General features: G+C 56.6%; 21 protein-coding genes and 2 tRNA genes. 15 read left to right on the forward strand and 8 right to left on the reverse strand.

Features of this window, described 5'->3' with window-relative positions; genetic code table 11:
- Positions 1-70 precede the first annotated feature (70 nt).
- The 3 genes from CLU92_RS25170 to CLU92_RS25180 all read left to right on the forward strand — a co-directional run bounded on the left by CLU92_RS25170 (position 71) and on the right by CLU92_RS25180 (position 1,663).
- Positions 71-418: an energy transducer TonB gene (locus CLU92_RS25170; RefSeq protein ID WP_243858431.1), complete on the forward strand. Its 348-nt coding sequence runs from the start codon at positions 71-73 to the stop codon at positions 416-418.
- Positions 419-586: 168 nt separating this feature from the next.
- The gene (locus CLU92_RS25175) at positions 587-1,159 is read left to right on the forward strand and encodes a hypothetical protein (RefSeq protein ID WP_101484086.1); all 573 of its coding nucleotides are present in this window, start codon (positions 587-589) and stop codon (positions 1,157-1,159) included.
- 159 nt (positions 1,160-1,318) lie between these two features.
- A complete protein-coding gene (locus CLU92_RS25180; protein WP_101484087.1) occupies positions 1,319-1,663 on the forward strand; it encodes a hypothetical protein in 345 nt (114 codons plus the stop codon).
- Between the two features lie 355 nt (positions 1,664-2,018).
- Here CLU92_RS25180 and CLU92_RS25185 read toward each other — a convergent pair whose 3' ends face one another.
- The 3 genes from CLU92_RS25185 to CLU92_RS25195 form a co-directional block, all read right to left on the reverse strand.
- Entirely contained in the window at positions 2,019-2,468 is a 450-nt protein-coding gene (locus CLU92_RS25185; RefSeq protein ID WP_101484088.1) for a hypothetical protein, read from the reverse strand.
- A 259-nt stretch (positions 2,469-2,727) separates the two neighbouring features.
- Positions 2,728-3,387 (reverse strand): FxDxF family PEP-CTERM protein, encoded by a 660-nt coding sequence (locus tag CLU92_RS25190; protein WP_101484886.1) that lies wholly within the window; start codon positions 3,385-3,387, stop codon positions 2,728-2,730.
- A 328-nt stretch (positions 3,388-3,715) separates the two neighbouring features.
- Positions 3,716-5,821, reverse strand: coding sequence for a TonB-dependent siderophore receptor (locus CLU92_RS25195; protein WP_101484089.1), 2,106 nt, complete (start codon positions 5,819-5,821; stop codon positions 3,716-3,718).
- A 287-nt stretch (positions 5,822-6,108) separates the two neighbouring features.
- On the opposite strand from CLU92_RS25195, the gene CLU92_RS27910 reads away from it, so the two are divergent.
- Both CLU92_RS27910 and CLU92_RS25205 read left to right on the forward strand, forming a co-directional pair.
- Positions 6,109-6,555 (forward strand): response regulator, encoded by a 447-nt coding sequence (locus tag CLU92_RS27910; protein ID WP_166674921.1) that lies wholly within the window; start codon positions 6,109-6,111, stop codon positions 6,553-6,555.
- Between the two features lie 53 nt (positions 6,556-6,608).
- A complete protein-coding gene (locus CLU92_RS25205; protein WP_101484091.1) occupies positions 6,609-7,367 on the forward strand; it encodes a hypothetical protein in 759 nt (252 codons plus the stop codon).
- 95 nt (positions 7,368-7,462) lie between these two features.
- Here the strand turns inward: CLU92_RS25205 and CLU92_RS25210 are convergent.
- The 4 genes from CLU92_RS25210 to CLU92_RS25225 form a co-directional block, all read right to left on the reverse strand.
- A tRNA-His gene (locus CLU92_RS25210) sits at positions 7,463-7,538 on the reverse strand.
- Positions 7,539-7,680: 142 nt separating this feature from the next.
- Complete coding sequence (murI, locus tag CLU92_RS25215) at positions 7,681-8,526, reverse strand: glutamate racemase (protein WP_101484092.1); 846 nt, start codon at positions 8,524-8,526, stop codon at positions 7,681-7,683.
- 64 nt (positions 8,527-8,590) lie between these two features.
- Positions 8,591-10,132: a fumarate hydratase gene (locus tag CLU92_RS25220; RefSeq protein ID WP_101484093.1), complete on the reverse strand. Its 1,542-nt coding sequence runs from the start codon at positions 10,130-10,132 to the stop codon at positions 8,591-8,593.
- A gap of 99 nt (positions 10,133-10,231) precedes the next feature.
- Positions 10,232-10,852 carry a TIGR00645 family protein gene (locus CLU92_RS25225; RefSeq protein WP_096234101.1) on the reverse strand — a complete coding sequence of 207 codons (621 nt, stop codon included), beginning with the start codon at positions 10,850-10,852 and terminating at the stop codon, positions 10,232-10,234.
- A gap of 293 nt (positions 10,853-11,145) precedes the next feature.
- On the opposite strand from CLU92_RS25225, the gene acs reads away from it, so the two are divergent.
- The 9 genes from acs (at position 11,146) to CLU92_RS25270 (ending at position 22,318) form a co-directional block, all read left to right on the forward strand.
- Positions 11,146-13,152: an acetate--CoA ligase gene (acs, locus tag CLU92_RS25230; RefSeq protein ID WP_101484094.1), complete on the forward strand. Its 2,007-nt coding sequence runs from the start codon at positions 11,146-11,148 to the stop codon at positions 13,150-13,152.
- A gap of 190 nt (positions 13,153-13,342) precedes the next feature.
- Positions 13,343-13,433 (forward strand) — tRNA-Ser (locus tag CLU92_RS25235).
- Between the two features lie 231 nt (positions 13,434-13,664).
- Entirely contained in the window at positions 13,665-14,975 is a 1,311-nt protein-coding gene (locus CLU92_RS25240) for an integrase arm-type DNA-binding domain-containing protein (protein WP_100429047.1), read from the forward strand.
- A complete protein-coding gene (locus CLU92_RS25245; RefSeq protein WP_180338581.1) occupies positions 14,968-15,606 on the forward strand; it encodes a DUF4102 domain-containing protein in 639 nt (212 codons plus the stop codon). The genes CLU92_RS25240 and CLU92_RS25245 overlap by 8 nt, the downstream gene beginning before the upstream one ends.
- Before the next feature lie 999 nt (positions 15,607-16,605).
- A complete protein-coding gene (locus CLU92_RS25250; RefSeq protein ID WP_101484096.1) occupies positions 16,606-17,472 on the forward strand; it encodes a phage integrase N-terminal domain-containing protein in 867 nt (288 codons plus the stop codon).
- Between the two features lie 136 nt (positions 17,473-17,608).
- A complete protein-coding gene (locus CLU92_RS25255) occupies positions 17,609-17,809 on the forward strand; it encodes an AlpA family transcriptional regulator (protein WP_034760447.1) in 201 nt (66 codons plus the stop codon).
- A 717-nt stretch (positions 17,810-18,526) separates the two neighbouring features.
- The gene (locus tag CLU92_RS25260; protein WP_101484097.1) at positions 18,527-20,635 is read left to right on the forward strand and encodes an AAA family ATPase; all 2,109 of its coding nucleotides are present in this window, start codon (positions 18,527-18,529) and stop codon (positions 20,633-20,635) included.
- Complete coding sequence (locus CLU92_RS25265; RefSeq protein ID WP_143452642.1) at positions 20,628-21,287, forward strand: hypothetical protein; 660 nt, start codon at positions 20,628-20,630, stop codon at positions 21,285-21,287. Before CLU92_RS25260 ends, CLU92_RS25265 begins: the two co-directional genes overlap by 8 nt.
- Complete coding sequence (locus CLU92_RS25270) at positions 21,284-22,318, forward strand: hypothetical protein (RefSeq protein WP_101484099.1); 1,035 nt, start codon at positions 21,284-21,286, stop codon at positions 22,316-22,318. Before CLU92_RS25265 ends, CLU92_RS25270 begins: the two co-directional genes overlap by 4 nt.
- 44 nt (positions 22,319-22,362) lie before the next feature.
- On the opposite strand, the gene CLU92_RS25275 is transcribed toward CLU92_RS25270, so the two are convergent.
- On the reverse strand, positions 22,363-23,646 hold the full coding sequence (locus tag CLU92_RS25275; RefSeq protein ID WP_101484100.1) for a hypothetical protein: 1,284 nt from the start codon (positions 23,644-23,646) through the stop codon (positions 22,363-22,365).
- A 49-nt stretch (positions 23,647-23,695) separates the two neighbouring features.
- Between CLU92_RS25275 and CLU92_RS27565 the strand changes: the two genes are divergently transcribed.
- Positions 23,696-24,022: a helix-turn-helix transcriptional regulator gene (locus tag CLU92_RS27565; protein ID WP_143452643.1), complete on the forward strand. Its 327-nt coding sequence runs from the start codon at positions 23,696-23,698 to the stop codon at positions 24,020-24,022.
- Positions 24,023-24,291: the final 269 nt, after the last annotated feature.

A 24,291-nucleotide genomic window follows, 5' to 3' on the forward strand; every position in this document is an offset into this window, starting at 1 on the left:
CCCGGTGGCACCAACCTTCTTGGCAGGCAAGAAGTTGTAATTACCGTATCTGATAATCTTGGGGAAGCACATGTTTGAGAATAAACGTTTGATGAGTGTTGCAGCAGTCTTGCTGGTTTCCGTTTCTTCCGCCGCCTTCGCGGCCGAGGTGCCGGCGTCGTTCGATGCCAAGAACTGCAAGGCCGACTATCCAAAAGCCTCGCTGATGAACGAAGAGCAGGGCACCGTGTCGATGTCCTTCCTGGTCAATGCCGATGGCAGCGTTGCCGATTCGAAAGTCGAGAAGAGCAGCGGCTTCAAGAACCTGGACAAGGCCGCCATCAAGGCCCTGTCCGCATGCAAGTTCAAGCCAGGCACCAAGGATGGCGCTGCGGCGCAAACCTGGACCAAGGTCGATTACGCCTGGAAGCTGGACTGATCCATATATCGCCGGGAGCGGGTCTCCCGGCGTGGCCGACTCCGCCACGGGCGGCGCCTGCAAGGGTGCCGCCCGTTCTGTTATGTGCGCCAGCCAACGGCGGCGCCGCTCCTGATTCTGTTACCCTCGAAACATACCTTCGGGATATCCCATCACAAGAGGCTTACCATGCAGCGCATCCTGACACTTTCCTCCCTGGCCGCCACCGGCTTGCTGCTTTCCGCCTGCGCATCGCTGGGCACGCCTGCAGGCTTGCAGGCGGGGCAGACCGTGGCCGTCGTCAATAGTCTGAGCTGGGACAATCCCCTGACGGGCAAGCGCGATGGCGTGCGCACCAGCTGGCCTATCAAGGATGGCAAGATTGCCCCTGAGTATTTTCCTCTGGCGCAATTGAAGCAATGCGATGCGGACGGCAAGCCTTGCGCCTGGGGCGTGATGCGGGCGCAGCGCGGCGCGCCCACGCTCGCTTACACGGATGGCGGCGTGGACCTGGCGCTGAACGTGTCCATCGACGTGGCGCGGCGCCAGGATGCGCGCCAGGGCGAGACGCAGACGGCGATGGCGATTCCCCAGGATGTGGCCGCACTGGCTGGCCGCCAACAGCTGCAGCCCAGCTGGAAATTGAAGTATGGAAAGGTCGAGCAGATCGAACTTGATTACGGCGTGCGCTACCAGGTGTGCGTGCAGCGCTACGACGCCGCGGGCAAGGCCATCGATACCTGCGCGATTCCGTTTATTTGAGGAAACATGCCGCCTGGGCCGCCTGGGCCGCTTGTGGCAGCTTTGCCACATTTCATGTTGCAGCGTGCGTCGGGGTGTAACAATCGGTAAAAGCACAGCAAAGCACGGCGTAATTTCTTATAGTACTTAATTAAGGTAGTAGACATTAGGAGAATTGCGATGAAAACCCTGTTGGCAGTAATTTCGCTGGCCGCCCTGGGTGGCTGCGTCGTGGCGCCCCCCGGACCCGCGTATTACGGTTCGCGCGCGCCGCAGGGAACCTACAATCCCTACGATTGGCATACGGTCTCGTCCACCCCGGTGCAGTCATCGCGCGTGGAATACACGAATGAGCCCGTCTACGTGCAGCAGCCCGTGTATGTGCCGGCGCCCGTATACGCGCCGCAACCGTATTATTACAATCCCCCCGTATCGATCGGGCTGGACTTCATGTTTGGTTTTGGACGTTACGGCGGACACCGTGGCGGCTGGGGCGGGCACGGGCGCTACCACGGCCGCCGCTAGACTTTTCCTGTAGCACCTGACGTCAGAATGCGCGCCGTGCTTCGTTCCAAGCGAAGCACGGCGCGCATTGTCATTGGCGGGCGTCGCCGCGAAGCTGAATTAGTGGAAATACACCGAACTCTGGTGCAGCACATCCGCCGAGCACAGGATATATACCGCCGCCGCTGCCAGACCTATTTGCAAGGCGCCAAAGCTGATCGGGATGAGGCGGGACATGTCGTACTCCTGAGTGGTGGGAAATGTGTGGTCAGGTTTTCATCATAGTTTGAGTTGATGCTCTGGTGCATCGGATGAATGTCCGTCGCGATGTAGGACAACGCCTCGTGGCTGGCGCCCAGCCTCGCTCTCCGGCCGATTAGCGGTTTTTCCAGCGCACTACCGGCTCTTCCGGCGCCGTGTCCGGCACGTTCGAGATCGCCAGCCAGTGCGTCAGGCGTTCCGGATGCTTGAGATTGATGCCCATGCCATCGATGATGCCGACCTGTTCCAGCATGCGCGCATCGATTTTCGCCTTTGACACTGTGGGTGCGCCCATGACCATGCGGTCATACGCCTTGCGCGCCTTGTGTTCCCACTTGTGCAGATTGCTTTCGTCGAAACGGTTCGCTTCGAAATACACGGTCAGGGTGCCATCGAGGTTGCCGAAGCCGACGATGCCCGCGCCCTTGCGGATGGTGGTGGTGTTGTCGATGTCAAATTCCGCCGTGGGCACGAAAATGCCGGCGCGGCCATCGATGTCGGGGCGACCCACTGGCGTATCCTTGCCGTAGGAACTGGTTTCGGTAATAGTTTTTTCTGCAGACATGGGGCGTGTGTGGTGGCCAAGCCGAGAGCGCAAACGGGCCCGGCAGCGCCAGTCATCCTGTTCAAAAAATGCGTGCTGATGATCAGGGCGGGGTAGTGGCCCTGGCGGAGCGATGCTAGGCATTGCTTGATACCCTACTATTGTAGCGTCAATTTAATTCTTCTTGGCAACATTTTATGAGCTGATGCACCCGCTCGCGCATGAAAAAAGCCGCCCGGCCAGATGGCGGGGCGGCTATTGCGTGAAGACTGGCCCGGCGTCAGGCGGCAGTCTTGCGGCGTGCCACGAAACCCAGCAAGCCCAAGCCCAGCAGCATCATGGCGTAGGTTTCCGGTTCCGGCACGGCAGCCATCACCGAGACGTTGTCCAGGTAGGAGCCATATGTGGGCGCGCTGACGGGGCCGATCGATTCGAAGCGCAGAACTGTCGAGCTACCTACCGCCGTCAGGTTCTGGCTGTAGCTTTGCCAGACACCACCCGTGTTGCCGACCAGGGCCGTGGGTGTCAGTAGGGTGGAACCCCAGTACACGTTCATCTGGCTGCTCGCGCCGCCCGGCGTGTCGGGACGGCCCGAATAGGCAAACGACAGCGCATACGTGCCGCCAGCCGTCGTGGCGATCGATTGCGACAGCGAGGACAGGCTTTCGGTATTGAGTTCCAGGTATTGCATGCCATCGGCGGCGACGGGGTTGAAACCGCTCTGGCCGCCTTGTGTGGCGCCTCTCTGGATTTCAAAGGCCGTATCGCCGCTGACGGACGAAGTCCAGCCCGTGACAGCGCTCAACTGCGCATAGGGCGAGGCAATGACATTGCTTTCGAAACTGCCGTTGACCACCAGTTCGGTCGCGGCGTTGGCGGCGCCAGCGGTGGCCAGGGCGGCCAATGCGGCAATCTTCAGGACGGTAGTTGGCATTTTCATGGTCTTCTCGCTTGATTGATTATAAGATAATTTAATTTCCTAAATGACATTTAAATAATATCACCAAAACTCACACAAAGAGCAAGTGATCGCTAAAAATATGTGCAATTGTGAAATCATTTGTGTCTATAATGCAATTAATTTCCATTGCGAAATAAATAATGCTTGTGGGAAGGCGAGCGCCGCCTCGGACCCTCTTGCATGATGGAATTTTTGTAACATCGGGGCGTAAAAAAACCTGCATCGAAACAACAAGATGCAGGTTTTTCTGAGGATGGCTGCGGGTGCGGCGGCATATCAATTCGATAGGCACTGCCGCATGCAGGGGTCAGAACGCCAGGCGGCCCTGCAGGTAGACCATGCGCGGCGCGCCCACCAGCTTGCCCAGGTTGCCATCCGAAGTGCGCGTAAAGTAACGCTTGTCGCTCAGGTTATTGACGCCGGCGACCAGTTCCAGGCCTTTCTGGCCCGGTACCGTCCATTTCACTTGCGTATTCCAGGTGCGAAAGCCCGGGATCACGCCCAGGTTGCCGGCCGCGTTTTCCGCCACGCTGTTGGCGTCGTCGGCGAACTGGCGGCTCTGGTGGCTGCTTGACAGGTCGAAGCCCCAGGCGCCCAGCTGGTAGTGGGCGCCGACGGTGTGCGTGTTGCGCGAATAGAAGGGCACGTCATTGCCCGCGTTCACGCCATCCTGCAAGGTCGCCTTGGTATAAGTGTAGGTGGCGTAAGCATTCAAGCCGGCCAGCGGGCCGGACTGGTCGAAGTGGTAATCGATGGCCGTTTCCAGGCCCCGGTGAAGCGTGGCGCCCACGTTGTAGAAGACGACGTTTTCGCCGCTGCCCACGGACTGGATCTGGTTGTCGAACTTGATGTTGAACAAGGTCGTTTCAGCCGACAGCTGGCCGCTCTTCCAGCGCGCGCCAAGCTCGGCTGTTTTCGCCAGTTCCGGCTGCAGCGGGTTCTTGCTCGACTGGGCATTGAGCTGCGTGTTTTGCACGGCGCCAAACGAGCTGTTGTAGTTGCTGAACAGGGTCACGTTGTTGTTGAACAGATAGGCCACGTTCAGCGAGGGCAGGGCCTTGTTGTTGAGCAACTCGATCTTCTGGTCGGTCGGCAAGTGATTGAAGCGTACCGTCTTGATGTGTTCATAGCGCACGCCCGGCGTGATCCGCCAGGCACCGATGGCGATCTTGTCGTCGATATACACGGCCTGGGCATCGGTGGCGTTGTCGGCAAAGCGCGTCGGCGCCTGTCGCACGCCGCTGGCGATGACGACATTGTAGATGGTCTCGTCGGCCCGCTCGGCCAGGTAGCGGTAGCCGACGGTGACGTCCTGCGAAACCTTGCCCGTGACTAAGCGCTGCGTGTAGCGCGGTTCGATGGCCGTCGTTTCATAGTTGCGCGGCTGGTGCCCCAGGTTTTTCCCGCTGATCAGGGTGCTTTCGCGTGAGCTCTTGTTGTAATAGGCGCGCATTTCGAATTCCTGCGTGCCGGAGATGGCATTCAGGTAGCCGATGTCGACAGCCTTGCGCTCGCCGTTCCAGTAGTCGGTGGGGCGCGTGTTCTGGAACGGGTCCTGCTTGTACTGCGCGGCGGTCAGGCCGCCCGGCGTGCGCGACGTCACGTCGTAGTAGGACAGCTTGCCGTACACCTCGGCCGTGGGGCTCAGGTCGTAGCGGAATTTCAGGGCGAAATCGTTGACTTTTTCATCGCTGCCGACGCGCCAGTCGCTGCCGCGGATGCCCGAGTACAGCACCGCCAGGCCCAGGCCGCTGTCGAGCTGGGTGCCTGCAAAGACGCTGGCTTGCGTGTTGTGGCCCACTTCGCTGTACGCGTTATGGCGTACGGTGGCGTCGCCCGTGATGCCTGGCGTGGTGGGCACGCGGCGTGTCTTGAAGTTGATGATGCCGCCCACGTTTTGCGGGCCGAAGCGCACCGCGCCGCCGCCGCGCACCACGTCGACCGTTTCAACATTGGCCAGGCTGACGGGTGCGAACGACAGTTGCGGCTGGCCATACGGCGCCACCGACATCGGTATGCCATCGAGTAACACCGTGCTGCGTGGCGAATAGCGGCCGGCCAGGCCGCGCACACCGATATTGAGGGAAATGGCGCTGCCGGCGCTGCCCGAGTTGTCGCTGATCTGTACGCCGGGAATGCGGCGCATCACATCGCTGAGGCTAGCCGCGCCCGAGTTGTCGATGTCATCCTTTTGCACCACCGTGCGCGCGCCCGCGAAATTTTTCGTGCTGGCGGCCATGCTGGTGCCCAGCAGGTTGCCGCTGACCTGGATGGATTCCAGGATGGGCCCGGCGCTATCGGCTGTATTGGCGTCCTGTGCCTGCGCGGCAAGGGACGCGCCCAGGCAGGCGAAGGCGACGGCCAGCGCGCACGGGCGCAGCGACAAGGGCAGTGTGGAAAGTGTGGCAGCCATGCATGAATCTCCGTAATGACAATGTTTGCGCGGGCAATCGGGCGGCGCGACAACATCGTGGCGTGGACATCCGGCGCAAGGGGATAAGAATGATAATGATTCTCATTTTATCCGTCAATTGCGCGTACTGCGTAGGGTGGGCTTTCTTCTCACGAAGGATGGGAAGTGTTGCTGGCGCGGTACAGCGGTCGCCAGGATTGCCGCTTGGCTACAGTGCTAGGGTGCGGCGGCATTGTGCGTGCTTCTTGTATACTGCCGCTTTTGCAGCCGTAAGACGTGAACGTACTATGAGCCAGACAACTGAAACGACACCAGGCCATTCCCCCGTGGAGCGCCGCCAGGGCGACCAGCAAGCAAGTGCTGGGCGCAAACTCAATCTGCTGGTGGTCGACGACAACCAGGAAGTGGGCGAATCGCTGGCCATGCTGCTCGAAGCGCTGGGTCATAGCGCGGTGGTGGTGCGCAACTGGCAGATGGCCGTCGAGCAAGTCAAGCTGTGCGTGCCCGACGCCGTCTACCTCGACATCGAAATGCCCGGCATCAGCGGCATCGAAATCGGCCGCCGCCTGCACCACCATCCCGAGACAGCCAACGCCGTGCTGATCGCCGTCACCGGCCACAGCCTGCCCATGTATATGGACGACGCGCTGGCCGTGGGCTTCCGCCACTTCCTCGTGAAACCCGTGCGCCTGGAAGACTTGGCGACGACGGTGCAGTCGGTGCTGGCTGGCTAAAATCTGTGCTAAAGTTTGCGGCCCATCCCCGGGCGTCCGGACACAGGCCCGCAATGACCATGCACTCCCCGCAGCCAGCTGCAAGCAGCGACCTGGCCAGCCGTTATCTGCGCGCGCTGGCCGACTTCGACACGGAGTTGCTCGACCGTCATGCGCCGCGTGCCGATGCGAAAGAACTCTCCGGTCTCTTCCTTCCCAGCGTGCCGCCCAACTGGCTTGGCGCCCGGCAGCGCATCATGATCGTTGGCTGTGAAACGCGGCAATGGAATGTGCTGCAAACAGGGGAGCGTTTTAGTTCGCTGGAGCACTATGTTGAGCAGTCAATGTCGGTGCACCAGGCTTACTTTGCGCAGCAATTGTCGCGCTCGGATATCAAGGGCCGTGCCTTCCATAATTTTACGCGCGCCGTGGCGCAGCGCTCCGGCAGCGACGGCTTGATCTACGCCAACCTGTTATGCATGGCATGGAAACGAGGCAGTCCCGTCCGGTGCGATCATTTTGATCAGATCAAACACTATTCCAAGTTACTGCTGGATGTGCAAATCGCTTTCTTCCAGCCCGAGATCATTATTTTTGCCAACGGCAGTGCCACCGCCGGGCACCGGCGCGACTTCTTTCCACTGGCCCGCGATGAGCAGGGCAAGGCCTTGGGCTGCGATTATGTCGACGATGGTATACCGAATGCGCAATTGTGGCAGTTCCCGCTGGGTCACATAAAATGCTACCGCATCCAGCATCCGTCGTCGCGCTCGCCTGCTGCCGCCAGCGCGCGCCAGTTCCTGTTGGGATTGCTACCGGGGAAGTCGGAGTGAAACGGCCGAAGGCGCCGTTTTTATTTATGGCTGGCGGAAATGAAAAAAGGGTTACAAGCCGAAGCATGTAACCCTTTAATTTACCACTAATTCTGTGGGGTGGCTGATGGGGCTCGAACCCACGACAACAGGAATCACAATCCTGGACTCTACCAACTGAGCTACAGCCACCACTGTCTTACTTGCCTGTTTAGCTGTTTTGCTGAACAGGTGCCGAATTATACAAAGAACTCGGCAAAGTGGCAAATCTAAATGCAGTCTTTTTTAAAGAATCGAAAGATTGCATGAAAACGCTCGCTTTTGCTCACACCGCTCACACGGACAGGTGTGCGACGGGCGGCTGCAAGTCCAGCAAACCGGCGAAGGCTTTCGCCAAGGACTCGACCTTGGCCGTCGTGTAGCCCTGCAGTCGCGGTGCGTCGTTGTCGATGCGGCGTAGACTTGCCGCGTCCAGCAGGCGGGCCAGCTGGCGCGCCACGGCGTCGCCCGTGTCGACCAGGGTGATCTGATCCTGCGTATGCGCGCGCACCGTGCGTACTATGGCGTCTTGCACGAAAGGGTAGTGGGTGCAGCCCAGCACCAGGGTATCGACGCCTAGCTCCAGCATGGGCGCGATGTAGCGTTCCAGCATGGCGCTCGTAGCGTCCGCCGGATCATTGCCCAACTCGCACTGCTCGATGCGGTCGGCCAGGCCGATGCAGGGCTGCAGGATGAACGTGGCGCCCGTGGCGGCGCTCACCTGCTCGCGCAGGGCCAGCAGCTTGTCGCCGCGCAAGGCGCGTTCCGTGGCCAGGACGGCGATCTTGCCATTGCGGCTGATGCTGGCCCCCGGTTTCAAGCCCGGCTCGACGCCGACGATGGGCAGGTCCGGGTAGCGCGCGCGCAGCGCCTTGATGGCGGCGATGGTGGCCGTGTTGCACGCCACCACCAATGCTTTCGCGCCTTGCTGTAACAGGAAGGCGGTGATCGCCAGCGAACGGTCGACTACTTGCTGTTCCGTCTTGTCGCCGTATGGCGCATACGCGGAATCGGCAAAGTACATTAAATCTTCCTGCGGCAACTGCGCGCGGATATGGCGCAGCACCGACAGGCCGCCCACGCCGGAGTCAAAAATGCCGATGGGCGCGTCTGGGCGGGCAGTGCTTGCAATAGAAGTCATATAAAGCCGAATTAGATAAAAAAACGCCGCGCTATGTTGCCGCGCGGCGTCGGGTAGTGCCTGTTTAAGCGACCGTCACGGGAATCTTGCTGACGCTACTGAGTTGCTCGATCTTCGCCTGCCATTCTTTCGGGCCCGTGTTGTGCACCGAAGTGCCTTTCGTATCCACGGCCACCGTCACTGGCATGTCGACGACGTCGAATTCGTAGATCGCTTCCATGCCCATGTCGGCAAAGCCCAGCACCTTGGCGTGCTTGATGGCTTTCGACACCAGGTAGGCGGCGCCGCCCACGGCCATCAGGTAGGCCGACTGGTGCTTCTGGATCGATTCGATGGCGACGGGGCCACGCTCGGCCTTGCCGATCATGGCGATCAGGCCCGTTTTTTCCAGCATCATGTCGGTGAACTTGTCCATGCGCGTGGCGGTCGTCGGACCGGCCGGGCCGACGGCTTCGTCGCGCACCGGATCGACGGGACCGACGTAGTAAATGACGCGGTTTTTGAAGTCGACCGGCAATTCTTCGCCCTTGGCCAGCATGTCCTGGATGCGCTTGTGCGCGGCGTCGCGGCCCGTCAGCATCTTGCCGTTCAACAGCAAGGTCTGGCCCGGCGTCCACGAAGCGACTTCTTCCTTGGTCAGGGTATTCAGGTCGACGCGCTTGGATTTTTCCGTGTCCGGCGTCCAGTGCACTTCCGGCCACGACGACAGCGATGGCGGCGTCATGTAGGCAGGGCCGGAGCCGTCGAGCACGAAGTGGCCGTGGCGCGTGGCGGCGCAGTTCGGGATCATGGCGACAGGCTTCGACGCGGCGTGCGTCGGGTGCATCATGATTTTCACGTCGAGCACGGTCGTCAGGCCGCCCAGGCCTTGCGCGCCGATGCCCAGCGAGTTGATCTTGTCGCACAGCTCGATACGCAGTTCTTCCAGCTTGTTCTGCGGGCCGCGTTGTTTCAGCTCAAACATGTCGATGTCTTCCATCAACACCTCTTTTGCCATCAGCATGGCTTTTTCAGCCGTGCCGCCGATGCCGATGCCCAGCATGCCAGGCGGGCACCAGCCGGCGCCCATTGTTGGCACGGTCTTCATGACCCAGTCCACCAGCGAATCGGACGGGTTCATCATGATCATCTTGGATTTGTTTTCCGAGCCGCCGCCCTTGGCAGCGACTTTCACGTCGACGGTATTGCCTTCGACCAGTTCCATGTGCACCACGGCTGGCGTGTTGTCCTTGGTGTTCTTGCGGTCGAAATGCGGGTCGGCCACGATGGAGGCGCGCAGCTTGTTGTCGTCGAAGTTGTACGCGCGGCGCACGCCTTCGTTGACGGCGTCGGTGACCGTGCCGCTGAAACCTTCGAAGCGCACGCCCATGCCGATTTTCAGGAAGACGTTGACGATGCCCGTGTCCTGGCAAATCGGACGCTTGCCTTCCGCGCACATGCGCGAGTTGGTCAGGATTTGCGCGATCGCATCTTTTGCCGCCGGGCTTTGCTCGGCCGCATAGGCGCGCGCCAGATGCTCGATGTAATCAGCAGGGTGGTAGTAGCTAATGTACTGCAACGCTGCGGCGACGGATTCGATCAGGTCTTCTTGCTTTATGACAGTCATGGTGTTCTCGCGGTGGATAAGAAGGGTAAGATTCTTTACTAATTACGGCATCGGAAATAACAAAGCCCATGGCCACCGCTGGCGGCCATGGGCTTCTTTCTAATGGGGCGCCCGGGCCTGGTTCTGCGTCACGGTCATGATGCGGTCCGTGTAGGCAATCGCCATCGCCGACAGGATGAAGACCATATGGATCGCCGTTTGCGCGATGACCACATTCGGTTCCTTGGCATACGCGGTGGCGTTGATGAAGGTCTTCAGCAGGTGGATGGACGAAATGCCGATGATGGCCATCGCCAGTTTCGTCTTCAGCACGGATGCATTCACATGCGACAGCCATTCAGGCTGGTCCGGATGGTCGTCCAGGTGCATGCGCGAGACAAACGTTTCGTAGCCGCCGATGATGACCATGATCAACAGATTCGAGATCATGACCACGTCGATCAAGCCCAGCACCACCAGCATGATGGTCGCTTCATTGAGTTTGACCGGTGGCGGCACGCCGGCCACGGTGACGGCGCTGATGACATGCTGCAGGGCCGCATCATTGCCGAACACGGCGCCGATCAGGTCCGACAGTTCCACCCAGAAGTGAAATACGTACACGCATTGTGCGAGGATCAGGCCCAGGTACAGCGGCAGCTGCAGCCAGCGCGACATGAAGATGAAGGCGGACAGGGGATGCAGTTTGCTATGTTTGGGTTTTTGTGAATGGTCGATCATCTGGAGTTTCCTGGGGGTAAATACCAATTTTTGGTATGCCCGACATTTTACACTCGCTGCTGATCACTGCGCATACCCTCGATTTGGATTCTTGGCCTTGATGAAACACAAAGTGGCATCAGGTAGTTGCGGTGTTGTCGGTTTTTCATCCTGAAGGCTGGATGGCGCACTCTTGACGCCCGTCGCCAGTGGCGATTATGGTTAGAATGGATCGAGGAAAACGCCGCATGTAAGGCGTCAGTAAGACAGCAGGAATATTGTGTTAACAAACAATTACTACACTGGAGACTAGCATGGCCGCTATAGAGAACCAAGGGCAGGGCACAGAGCAGCAGGGACCGGAAGAGTCGCGCGTATTTGAACCGTCGGCAGCATTTGCCGCACAGGCAACGATTTCCGGCATGGACGCTTACCGCGCCATGGTGGCCGATGCCGAGCGCGACTACGAAGGCTTCTGGGCCAAGTTGGCGCGCGAAAACCTGAGCTGGAAAAAGCCGTTCACCCGCACCCTGAACGAAGACAACGCCCCGTTCTACAAGTGGTTCGAAGACGGCCTGCTGAACGTGTCCTATAACTGCCTGGACCGCAACATCGAAAATGGCCTGGGCGACAAGACGGCCATCATCTTCGAAGCGGATGACGGCACCGTCACCAAGGCAACATACAAAGAGCTGCACGAAAAAGTCTGCAAGTTCGCCAACGGCCTGAAAGCCAAGGGCATTGCCAAGGGCGACCGCGTCATCATCTATATGTCGATGTCCGTCGAAGGCGTTGCCGCAATGCAAGCGTGCGCGCGCATCGGCGCCACCCACTCCGTCGTGTTCGGCGGCTTCTCGGCAAAATCCTTGCAGGAACGCATCATCGACGCGGGCGCCGTGGCCGTCATCACGGGCGACGAGCAATTGCGCGGCGGCAAGAAGCTGCCACTGAAATCCATCGTCGACGAAGCGCTGGCGCTGGGCGGCTGCGATTGCGTGAAAAACGTCATCGTCTACAAACGCACGGGCAGCGACTTGCCGATGGTAGCTGGCCGCGACACGTGGCTGCACGACCTGGTGGAAGGCCAGAGCGCGCAATGTGAGCCGGAATGGGTCGATGCCGAGCATCCACTGTTTATCTTGTACACCTCCGGTTCGACGGGCACGCCGAAGGGCGTGCAGCATTCGAGCGGCGGCTATCTGCTGTGGGCCGCGCTGACGATGAAGTGGAGTTTCGACATCAAGCCCAACGACGTGTTCTGGTGCACGGCCGACATCGGCTGGGTGACGGGCCACAGCTACATCGCGTATGGCCCGATGGCCGTGGGCGCCACGCAAGTGGTATTCGAAGGCATCCCGACCTACCCGAACGCCGGCCGTTTCTGGGAAACCATCAAGAAGCACAACGTCAGCATTTTCTACACGGCGCCTACGGCCATCCGGTCGCTGATCAAGGCGGCCGACGTGGACCCGAAAGTCCATCCAAGCAACTACGACCTGACCAGCCTGCGTTTGCTGGGTACGGTTGGCGAGCCGATCAATCCGGAAGCGTGGATGTGGTACTACAAGCACATCGGCGGCGAGAAATGCCCGATTGTCGATACCTTCTGGCAAACGGAAACGGGTGGCCACATGATCACCCCGCTGCCAGGCGCCACGCCGATGGTCCCCGGTTCCTGCACCCTGCCATTGCCGGGCATCATGGCCGCCATCGTCGACGAAGCGGGCCAGGACGTGCCGAACGGCCAGGGCGGTATTTTGGTGGTAAAACGTCCATGGCCATCGATGATCCGCACGATCTGGAACAATCCCGAGCGTTTCAAGTCCAGCTACTTCCCGGAAGAGCTGGGCGGCAAGATGTACCTGGCAGGCGACGGCGCCATCCGCAACAAGGAAACGGGCTACTTCACCATCACGGGCCGCATCGATGACGTCTTGAACGTGTCGGGCCACCGCATGGGCACGATGGAAATCGAATCGGCGCTGGTAGCCAACCCGCTGGTGGCCGAAGCGGCCGTGGTGGGCCGTCCGGACGACACGACAGGCGAATCGATCTGCGCCTTCGTGGTGCTGAAGCAAGCGCGTCCGACAGGCGAAGAAGCCAAGAAGCTGGCCCTGGAGCTGCGCAACTGGGTCGGTAAGGAAATCGGCCCGATCGCCAAACCGAAGGAAATCCGTTTCGGCGACAACCTGCCAAAAACCCGCTCCGGCAAAATCATGCGCCGCCTGCTGCGCGTGCTGGCCAAGGGCGAGACGATCACGCAAGACGTCTCGACCCTGGAAAACCCGGCGATTCTGGATCAGCTGAAGGAAACGTCTTAACAGACAGGCCAGTCCCTCCGGAAGGACCGTGCGCACCACTGGCGCGCATCCTTCCGGCAAGCCTGGCCAAACTTTTACCCCTGGGTAAATAACTTTGGCAGTCTGTAGAATCTTTGCTATAATCTGCGGCTTCGCGACAAGCGATATGCAGTACACAATGTGAGCAAGCAAGACGCACGCATTGCCTTCAGGAGAGATGGCTGAGCGGCTGAAGGCGCACGCCTGGAAAGCGTGTATAGGGTAATACTCTATCGGGGGTTCGAATCCCCCTCTCTCCGCCACGGATAGTAATTACGTAAGATCAGGACGTCTCAGGAAGTCCCTCAAAAACCGCTTAGAGCCTTGATTCTAAGCGGTTTTTTCGTTTTTCGGCGTCTCGAAATGTGCCAAGACGTTTCAGTACGTCTAACTTTTTTGAGGGAAGGCGTCGGGCCGCATTCCCCCATCCTTGACTACCATTCCCGCATAACTGTCCTATAGTGGTTTCAGACGCATTTGCGAAGGAGGCCACCATGGCAAAGCTCATCGTACCGCTGTCCGAACTTCAGGTCAAAAACGCCAAACCAAAGGATAAACCATACAAGCTATCCGACGGCGGCGGCTTGTTCGTAGAAGTCATGCCGAGCGGGTCTCGTATCTGGCGCTGGAAGTTTCGCCAGGCCAACGGCAAGGAGAACGCACTGACGTTTGGTCCTTATCCGGAAATTACGTTGCAGGATGCGCGTGAAAAGCGCTTGGCAGCGCGGCGCCTGATGCTGCAAGGGATCGACCCGGCCAAGCATCGCGACGATGCCAAACGACTGTTGAAAGAGCGCGCCGCCAACACATTTGAAAAGATCGCCCGCGAGTGGCACGCCAACAAGGTGCCAACCTGGAGCGAGCGCACCGCCAAGAACGTCCTGCAACGGCTGGAGGCAGATATCTTCCCGGCCATTGGCCGCAGGCCCATCGATGAACTCAAGCACCTCGATGTAATCGCTGCGCTGCGCAAGATCGAGGAGCGCGGCGCAAGCGAAATTGCCCATCGCCAGAAGGCGGTATGTGCTTCAATTTTCAGCTACGCGATTCAATGCGGATTCACAGAGCGCAATCTGGTCACCGATATGAAGGATGTGTTGAAGACCGTCCGTGCCGGACACTTCGCCGCCATTGAAACCGATGAACTGCCGAAGTTTCTGGCCATTCTAGACCGCAACGAAGCACGCATGTTCGCGCCGACCCGCATTGCGCTGCGTCTGATGCTGCTGTGCTTTGTACGCACCAGCGAGTTGATTGAGACACCCTGGAGTGAAATTGACCTGGAGCGCGGCGAGTGGATCATTCCATGGCAACGCATGAAACGCGGCAAGCTGACCGTCAATCCTGACATGACCAACCATCACGTCTGCCTGTCGCGCCAGGCGCTGGAGCTGTTGCGCGAACTGCACGCGATCACGGGCCGCAGCAAGTACCTGTTCCCGAATCAGCGCGACCACGAAAAGCCGATCAGCAATAACACGATACTGGTGGCGCTTGGACGCATGGGATACAAGGGCAAGATGACCGGCCACGGCTTTCGGGCGCTGGCCATGAGCACCATCAAGGAGCGCCTGGGCTACCGGCATGAAGTCGTGGACCGGCAGCTGGCACATGCACCGAAGGATAAGGTGGCCAGCGCCTATGACCGCGCCCAGTTCCTGGCGGAGCGGCGCCGGATGATGCAGGATTGGGCCGACTATATCGATGCCGTCAGCGGCAAGGGAGCGCCGCCGCAGGCGCCAAGATTAACGCTGGTCAGTGGCGAATTCAGCCGGGATGGCGGAACAGGAGGGCACCATGTCTAAGTATGTATTGCGCCTCACGGATGAGCTTATCAAGCAAGCTGCTCCGAAGGACAAAATATATAAACTATTCGATGGGGCTGGTCTGTACATCGTAGTGCAGCCCAGCGGCAGCAAGGTCTGGCGCATGAAGTATCGCCAGCAAGGCGGTGGAGAAAGCGTTCTGACTTTTGGCCGGTATCCCGAAGTCTCCATCGCCAAAGCCCGCGAACACAGGCTTGCAGCGCATCAGATGCTGGAGCGGAAGCAGGACCCGAGCACAGAATTCAATCGAGAAAAATTGCATCCACTGCCAAAGCCTATTCCAATCGACGAAATATTCGATGAGCCGGAGTGGGGCCATGTGCAGACCAGTATTCGGCGGGCGACCTTGCTCGCTATCCGTCACCTCGAAACCGCCTTATTTCCGGCATTGCAGCGCATTTCCATCAGTGAAGCACAGCACAGTATCCAGCAAGCAGCCATTCGGCAAATTGAACAGGCTGGTTTGCAGGTCGTCTCCCGTCAGCTGGAGGGTGTCGCGACGGCGCTCGCTGCCAGTTATTTACGTAACGGTATGAGCATGGACCAATTGGTTAGTGCGATGAAGGAGTCAAGGAGGCGGGTACGTCGCCAGGGCGACAACATGCAGTAGCTATCGGAGTCTTTGACAGGGTCCCAATTCTGCGTAGTACGAAAAGCGCACTTGACGAAACGAACCGCTTGCAAACGTCAATATCAGGCATAGAATGAAGCTCTCTTATGTGGGAATCGCTCCCACGAGGGCATGCTTCGAGCATGTCCCTATGCTTAGCGGCATAGGCGTTGCGGTCGTTACCCGCCACCATGATACATAGCAGTTTCTGCTAGATATATCGCCGGGCCATGCAGAAGCATGCACATCTCGGCACGATAAAGCGCTGCCTTCAGCGCCTACATATCCCACAATCCGCAAGACGGATTGCCTGGATGATTGCGCCCGGTGGGCGCTTCTTCAAACAGGAGCAAGACTCCTGCCCCGATTGGTTCGCATACCCCGCGAGGTAGCGCACCCTATGAAGCACAGCATGGCTTTGCCGCAAGCCGCACCGTCAGCAGAAATGCCAGCGATGCGATGCCATCGCGGCCGCCGCCAGCGCATGTGCTTCAGAGCCGCCAGTATCGTCACCGCGAGTGCGATGCTGGCATGTATGCCGTCACATGCCATGGCTACGTGCGCGCGTCGTTACTGGCGGCGTGCTGCCAGTGACGACGCGCCGCCGACGGCATAGGCCCAGGCGGCAAGCACAGAGCGTCCGCGTGACGGTGCTCAGTGACGAGGCCAGATGCCTCTTCATCGCAGGCTAGCCTTGCGATTTCCTTTGCCCGCTACGGGCTGATTAGTAGAAGTTGATCCGTGCACGATGTGCACTCCATGGACCCTGGGTGATTGGTCCCCGCTGCGGCAGCTTCCTCCGGGAGCGCGCAACGGTGCCACACGCGCATGCGGCGCGGGCAGGCAGTAACAGCAACCGCATACACGGGAGTGGTGTCCCGAGGCCCTTGATTCAACCTTTTCTGCTGAGGCAGTGAGGGTGGCCAGAAACACTTACCAGACAGGATTACACCACGCAACATCGATGTGGAAACCCAAGATCGAAGGGATGACTTTGCCATGCGCGACCTGAACTACCAGCTCAAGCAACTGTGTCACCGCAACCGGGATGGCAGCTTTGCGACGCAGGCCGACCGCGAGCGCCTATTAAACCTGTGCGCCAACGACCTGGCGGAGCGGGGCTTCCAGCATATGAGCGTGGACAGCCTGAAACCGAAGCATGTGGCGGCGCTGCTCGACAAGTGGAAGCAGGATGGCGTCAGTACCGGAACGATCAAGAATCGCATGAGCGCCCTGCGCTGGTGGGCCGAGAAGATCGGCAAGGAGAACATCATTGCGCGCACCAACGGCGAATACGGCATCGCGGAGCGGGTGTTTGTCACCAATGTCTCGAAGGCGAAGGTGCTCGACGCCGACACGCTCGCCCGCGTGAACGATCCTTGTACGCGCATGTCCTTGCAGCTGCAGGCGGCGTTTGGTTTGCGGCGCGAGGAAAGCATCAAGATCAAGCCGGGATGGGCCGATGGCGGGAGCATTCTGCGGCTGCAGGATAGCTGGACCAAGGGTGGCAAATACCGGGAGGTGCCGATTACCAGCATGCAGCAGCGCGCCCTGCTGGAGGCGGCCAAGGCGCTGGCGGGCAAAGGCAGCTTGATTCCGGCGCAGTTGCGGTATCGGGACCAGTTGAACCGCTTTCGTGCGCAGTGCGACAAGGCTGGCATCCATGGCGTGCATGGGCTACGTCATGAGTACGCACAGCGGCGCTATGCCGAGTTGACTGGCCGACCCTGTCCAGCCAGTGGCGGCCTGACTTCGAGGCAGCTGGATGCTTCGCAAAAAATCGCAGATCAAGCTGCGCGGCTGAAGATTTCGACGGAGATGGGACATGGACGTGAGCAGGTCACTTCCATCTATCTGGGCAGATGACCGCCCACTGGTATGAGGGCCGTAGCGCATGGAATAAACGAGATGCACAAGAGGCAGTCTTGGTGCTGCCGGAATGATCGCGGAGAGTCGGCATGACTCTCCATTGTTTGCTGTTCATCAATCGAAGGAGAATCTTATGACCACGACTAAAAAATTCCTCCGCTTGCCTGCGGTAATCGAGGCTACCGGCTGGTCCCGTGCCACAATCTGGCGCAAGGTAAAGGCAGGCGTGTTGCCAGCGCCGATTCCTATCGGCCCCAAGTCCATCGCCTGGGACGCAGAGGAAATCGCTCAATGGCAGCAGCGCTGCATTGACGCTAGGCGTGGAGTCGCTTGAGTGGGAGTTAACAGTGGCTGGATTAGAAGTCCCCCACCCCGTAAGACGTCACGGGGTGGGCCTATCGGCTCTATCCGAATCGTCCAACTGTTACCGCCGTGCGTTCGTGGGTCTAAATTAGGTATCGACTGAGCATGCTTTTACGGCGGCCAATGCATCAGTCCGTGTCCGAATGGCAGGCCTGACCCTGGCTCTCCGTATTACCGCAGATCTACCGTGCTAGTTTCGGCATACATTCCTGCTAATCTGCTCTCGTACCTGAAAAAAAATGGTTCGGTCGAATTTGCGTCCGATGATTTTAGTGGTTCAGTCGCTGCGCGAAGTGGGGCAGGATAGATGAAGTTAGCTAACCGGCGGTGCCGGTCAACTAGCTTCACTCCTGCCTTATTCGCACTTTGTGCTCAACGGAACAGAGTTGCGGCAAGAACCGTTGGACGCCATGTGAAAAGTTATGCTTAGTAGAAATAGAATTTTCGCTTTAAGCCTGTATCTATTGCGAAAAGATTTTCATAGACAAAATGCTGGTAATTGTCCATAGTTGCGATGAAACCTTGTCATTAGGCTGTAGGATCTTGATCGATCACAAGGCTGCGGGTAAAGTGCAACAGACAATCAGTGTTGAATTGTGTTTTACTGTACTTGCTACGATGCTAGGGGCGCCAACCTTTTTTCCATATTTTTTATGCTTTTTAAATTGTACTTCGACGAAAAGACGAAATGAACGTCCCAATTCCAGTGCCGACCTCGAAGAAAGTAAATTTTCCAATTTTGGATCATATTCGCGTTGACGGATATTTGTTGTATCCAGGGACAGAACAAAATCCTGGGCTTAATCATTCTTTTCTTTCAGGAATGAACGTAATTGTTGGCATCAATGGCGTTGGGAAAACCACGCTTCTAAATATTCTTTTTAGAATGCTGGCGGGCGACAAAGATTTGCGGGATGGGCAGGAGTTAGGCGACTCGAAGAGAACCTTGCGAACTGTTGATTCCGATATTTTCGCGGTGCGCGTGCCGGATCGAGCAAAGAGCGCCACCGCGACCTTAAAATTCCGTTTGGGCGTTCACACGATTGAAATAAAGAGATCGTTGAAGAACTTAGAATTACTTGAATTTACTGTTGATCCTCCTGATCCACAATCCCAACGGCTCGACGATTTAGGCGATACCTATAAGGCTGTAATCAGTCGATTGGCAGGGCTTGATGATTTTTATGACTTCGTGCTGATACTTCGCTATTTGGTATTTTTCTTGGAAGACCGTCGTACGCTGATTTGGGACAAAGGGGCACAGACTGAGGTATTTCGTGTCTTGTTTTTCCCAGACAGCGTTGATCATAATTACAAGGACTCGCTAAACAATGCGTTGTCTGCAGATAGCTCTGCCCGAAATATTCAGGCAATCCTTACTAAAGAGAGAAAACGCTTCGACAAAGCAATAGTGGAAAACGCAAAGGCACAGCCAGAAGAGTTGGCATTGCTTCAGGCTGCGGCAAACGAGCTTGAGCGTTCACTTGAGGACCAAACAAATAAGGCATCGGACTACGACAAGCAGAGGCGAACGCTTCGGCAATCGTTGGAACAAAACCGTAATGACGCTGAACGCCTTCTCCAAGAGGAAAGGGCTCTGCGAGAAGAGCTGATCGCCGGAATTTTTCCGAAAATGGATGACTATAGTGCGTTCATTCTGTCGAATATTCAGTCTGGGCGAGGGTGCATTGTCTGCGGCAATAAAGATGCTGCGCGCTTAGCTGAGGCGCGGAAGAAGCTTGAGGAGTCGTTAGATTGCCCTATCTGTTCTGCTGATATCTCGCACCAAGAAGCGAATCCATACGTCGAAGAATCCGTTGACGGGAAAGAGCGCCTAAATTTCCTCTCCCAGGAACGCAAGAAATATCTCAGCGGGGAACAGGCATTGCTGGTTGAAATTAAGCAGGTAAGTTTGAAATTCATTGGAGCAGAGGAATCTCGCTGGCGTCTCGAAGGTGAGTTGAACGGCCTGAAAACGAAAATTCGGATCGCCAGATCGTACTTGGATAAGAACACGCCCTCTAATCTGCAGGATTTCAGCGAACGCCTCAAGGCATTGGCAGAAACGGTCGAAGATTATAAGTACGAAAAGAACGACGCTCTCGTAAAGATCAAGACGATCGTAGATGCATTGTCTACAAACGTCGAAGGGTTCAAGGATGAATTGATTGAAAAATTTGGTGTGTTTATCGAAGCGTTCCTCGCAGAACGCTGTGAACTAACTCACCGCACTGAGCCTCGAAATATCGGACAAATGTCATCCTCAATAGAGCTCCTTTTCCCCGAGTTTCATGTCAACATGACTTCCGGTGTGTATAGACAGAGCGGCACTCCACGAGAAGGTGCGCACACGGTCTCTGAATCGCAGATGGAATTCATCGAATTGGCTTTTCGCATGGGAATATTGGCCATCGCTGCTAGTGATACCGCTGTGACGATTGTGATGGAAACGCCAGAGGCGAGCTTGGATGCTGTCTTCATCCCTCGTGCTGGCCACGCGCTAAATAGCTTTGCCAAGTCGGCGACTCGTCTAGAGAGTACGTTAATAACGTCATCAAATCTAAATGGAAGTCAGATGATCCCTGCACTTCTTGGTTTGGTATCGCCGCCATCCGAATCCTCTACCTCCAGCAGTGTCGGACTGACATGGAATAGCATGCCCATGGAGGAAAGATATGACCGCGTCCTTAATCTCCTTGAATACGCCGCAGAAAATGCTGCGCTCCATAAATTTTCACAGGAATACAAGGCGCGTCTTGATGAGGCAATTATGACTCTAGAGACGGAAGATGCGTAACGTGCCCACAGCGCCTAGCGGAGAAGGCGCGAATTTTCGCCGCTTTTGGATTCTTGCAGTCCTGTCGGGAGTCGAACGCGGAGGGGCAAGTCCAATTGGACTACGACACTTCAATTTGATGGCGTACTTCGCGAATTCAGTCTCGCGTTGCTATGACATTGAACCGTTGGATCCTACCGTGTTAAAGGAGCGAGGTGGCCCGCTTTATCCGCAGTTGATGTGGGATCTTGATCGGCTAGTTGGAATGCGACTTGTCCGGGTTGTTAATTTGGTCATCGCATCCGAAGGCGGGGCGAGACATGTTTCATATGCGATTACGTTGGGGGGGCTGAACCACTTGAAGGCATGTACCGAGCTTTCCGATGAAATGAATCTTATAACAAGTTCTTTGACCAGTGCGGCGCAGGCCTATTGCAGAGCCCGTCGAGGAATTAGCGTTGAGAGCATGCAAACGAAAGATGCAAATATTTCTGATCCCAAGTTTGGGAATGGCGACATTGTTGACTTTGGCGAATGGGACAATTACAACGCCACTGCAAATGCGGTCGATTTCGTAAAGAGTTCTGTTGAACCTCCTTTTGAGGAGAACACGAACATTGCGGTGAACCTGTACGCGCAGTATCTTGCGAAGGCAGCGGAGGTCGCTCTATGACTAACATCAGCGCCAAAGGGACGCTGGGTGGAGCGAATCTTACTGAGTTAGCCAAAATCAGCGCAAAGGCATTTCAGGTTGTAGATGAAAACGACATTGCTCCATTTGAGCTTGATTGGCACGAGGTTTTTGATCGCTGGGGAGCTGGTGCTTCACCTGCGGTCCAAGGCTCGTTAGTTTTGATTTTTTTGGATACCGCACAGGTCGTCGGCAGCTCGCTTGGCTGTGAGACTATCTATCAATTTGGTATGAAGGATGTAGCCGAGCCGGGCGTTTACCTCGTCAGTAAGTCTGCGACTGGAAATGCGTGGCGCATTCCTGGCTCTAGTGCAGATCATCAGGAGAACTGCTCCAAGATTAGCGCGAGTGGACTGGCGGACCAAGTTGCTGTCGTTCTTGGTGTGCGGACCGGTCATTTCTTAGTACTGCCGGCGGGAATTGATGGAACCAGCTGGTCTGTAAATTTGAACTGTGTCAGTCCAACGTTGGATGACGCAATCCTCACCGAGCACTTGAATGTTTTTGCTGTTGAAAATTTGAACTCTGCTGAGACCCGGAGCGACCTTTGGATTGATGCATCGCAATGGATTCCGAAGGAGCAGGCTGAACGGATAATTCAGAAGCTGCTTTTGGTAGGCCTACGCACCGCGCTTACCAAGCATTCGGTAATTCCAGAACCATCAACAGCGATCGGGCGCTTAGACCTCCTTGTATTGAGTAAAGATCCGTCCGATCCTGATCGTTATGTTCTCGAGCTGAAGGCCGTCCGTTCGCACACATCGACAGGCACTGCAGTGACTGCTTCAGCCATGGTGACTCATCTTAGTGATGGTGTAGACCAGGCGGATCAATACCGCAAAAAGGTCGGCGGAAAGTCCGCATACCTTTGCGTTTACGATATGAGGCGAGTGAAGGGCGGGGACGTAATCGAAAAGACCAAGCCAAAATGCGCCAATACGGACGTACGTCTCCGAGTTTTTGACGTACACAATGCATCGAAAACCGCCCGAAAAGCGGCCGCTACGGCATGAAGGAATGCTCTAGAATTCGAGTCCAGCGCTTGTATGGACTGGACTCAGCGGCCTAAGACAACGAGGGACTCCGCCAGTGTTTTGCTAGCGCGTCCTTGTTGAGTGGACGAGCGCATTGAGCGTGCGGCGCTGCTGCTGATCTCCCGCAGTTTCAACGTTTGACCAAGTTCGCTTAAAATCTTTGGGACGTCAATGAGGACGTTTGCGTACGACGAATTCCCCACCACCATTGCGATCTGTCCGTCTGGAGATAGTTTTCGTTCGCATTCCTGCATCAACGTACGCATATCGCAGAAATAGCTGTTTACCATGTCAGGTAAATTCTTATTCCAAAGCTCGCCCTTCACGTCATTCAATTTCTCAAGCGTTTTTTCCAAAGTCAAACTTTGTAAGACTTCGCCTTTACTCGCCCAAGCACATTGAACATGAGAGCGTAGAGTCGACTGGCGAAGCTGAGCATTATCGTCAGCAGTCGTCAAGTATCCTAGAATCCACAGTTCAATATTGTAGATATCGGTGTAGTCAAACGAGTTAGGATAGGGGGGAGAAAATAGTACGAGATCGACTGGTCCCTCTACGAGTGGAATTTTTTTACGTGCATCGCCGCGCAATAAAGTGAACTCTGATCGACGCACTCTAGCATGGCGATAAATGTCTTCAATGACACGCTGCATTGCTTCGACAAAAGCGTCTTTCACATCCTCTGCTTGAACGTCCCTCGACTGCCAGTTGCCGCGGTAGCGCCTGCCTTTGCCATCGATTCGTACATTGCTGACTTCAATCAAAACTGATGCCAGAGCCACCTTAAACAGCCGTCTAGCAGTTTTATCTACACAGCTGTTAATCGAAAGGCGGAATGCTTCAATCATGCAAATGATTTCTTGAGAAAAAATCCATCGACTCTTTACCCCAGGTTCAACGAACGTAGGTGGAAGCCGTGCTTTTAGGCTTTCAACGTCAATCTCCATTTTCTCTGCACGACGAAGGATTCTAGACGCGAGTGACGGTAGATCGATATCTTGGTAGTCTGAAAGCTTCGCTTCGATCAGGTCGGCTAAGAACGGATTTACCTCTACTAAGGTCGAGGGGATGCCGAGAAACTGAGCGACAACCCCAGTCGTGCCTGAGCCCCCACAACAATCCAAAATCTGCGTAGGGCGACGCGGCATCGCGTCGATAACCGATTCCACAAGGCTGGGCGAAAAAGCTTCCTTGAACTTGAACCAACGTTGAAATGCCAGTTCTTCCGATCCGCGATAAGTAGTTGGAGCCGAACTGCTCCAATCTTTTGTCCACGCATCGAAGGCGCTTTCAGTTGTGTTCAGCATAAATTTCCCAGTTGAAAAGCTTCGTACGATTGTATATTATGCGCATAATATGTCAACAACTCTTTCCTCCTCTGATATGCTCCAACTGAAAGAAATTTTCAGGCTGGAAGGACTTCGTCAAGAAGAAGTGGCACGAGAAATTGGGATATCTCAAGAGCAGCTTTGTCGCATTTTAAATGGTAAGGTGAGAGGGCGATCTGGGGCAGCGCAGAAATTATTTGACAAATATGCGCATAAATTGCGCGTAACCACGACCGTCTCCCAATGCCGAGACGACATTGTGGCCGCTGCGCTAGAGCTTTGGGACGGCGAGATTGCTACGGCTGAACCACTTGTTGCCTTTTTGCGAACTGCTAAAATCTTAAGTAAGGCGTAGCTGTCCAGTCCTGTTTGATCATAAACGCGCTTTACGAATAGGTCCGACGTTTTTTTCTGCCACTCCTTGAGCGTCTGGATGGGCGTTTTAACGCCGATGGTGAAAGCCGCGTAAAATGCAGGCTTCGCGGGTCTAGCTCAATGGTAGAGCAGAAGCTTCCCAAGCAGCTGATGGATATGTCAGAAGGGGGACCTTTTGGGATACATGGAAATTTCAAATTGCCATAATCTAGGATATATGTGGGTTCTGAGCTAGGATGTGAATCCCCC

The sequence above is a fragment of the Janthinobacterium sp. 61 genome (genome assembly GCF_002846335.1).
Taxonomy (GTDB): Bacteria; Pseudomonadota; Gammaproteobacteria; order Burkholderiales; family Burkholderiaceae_D; genus Janthinobacterium.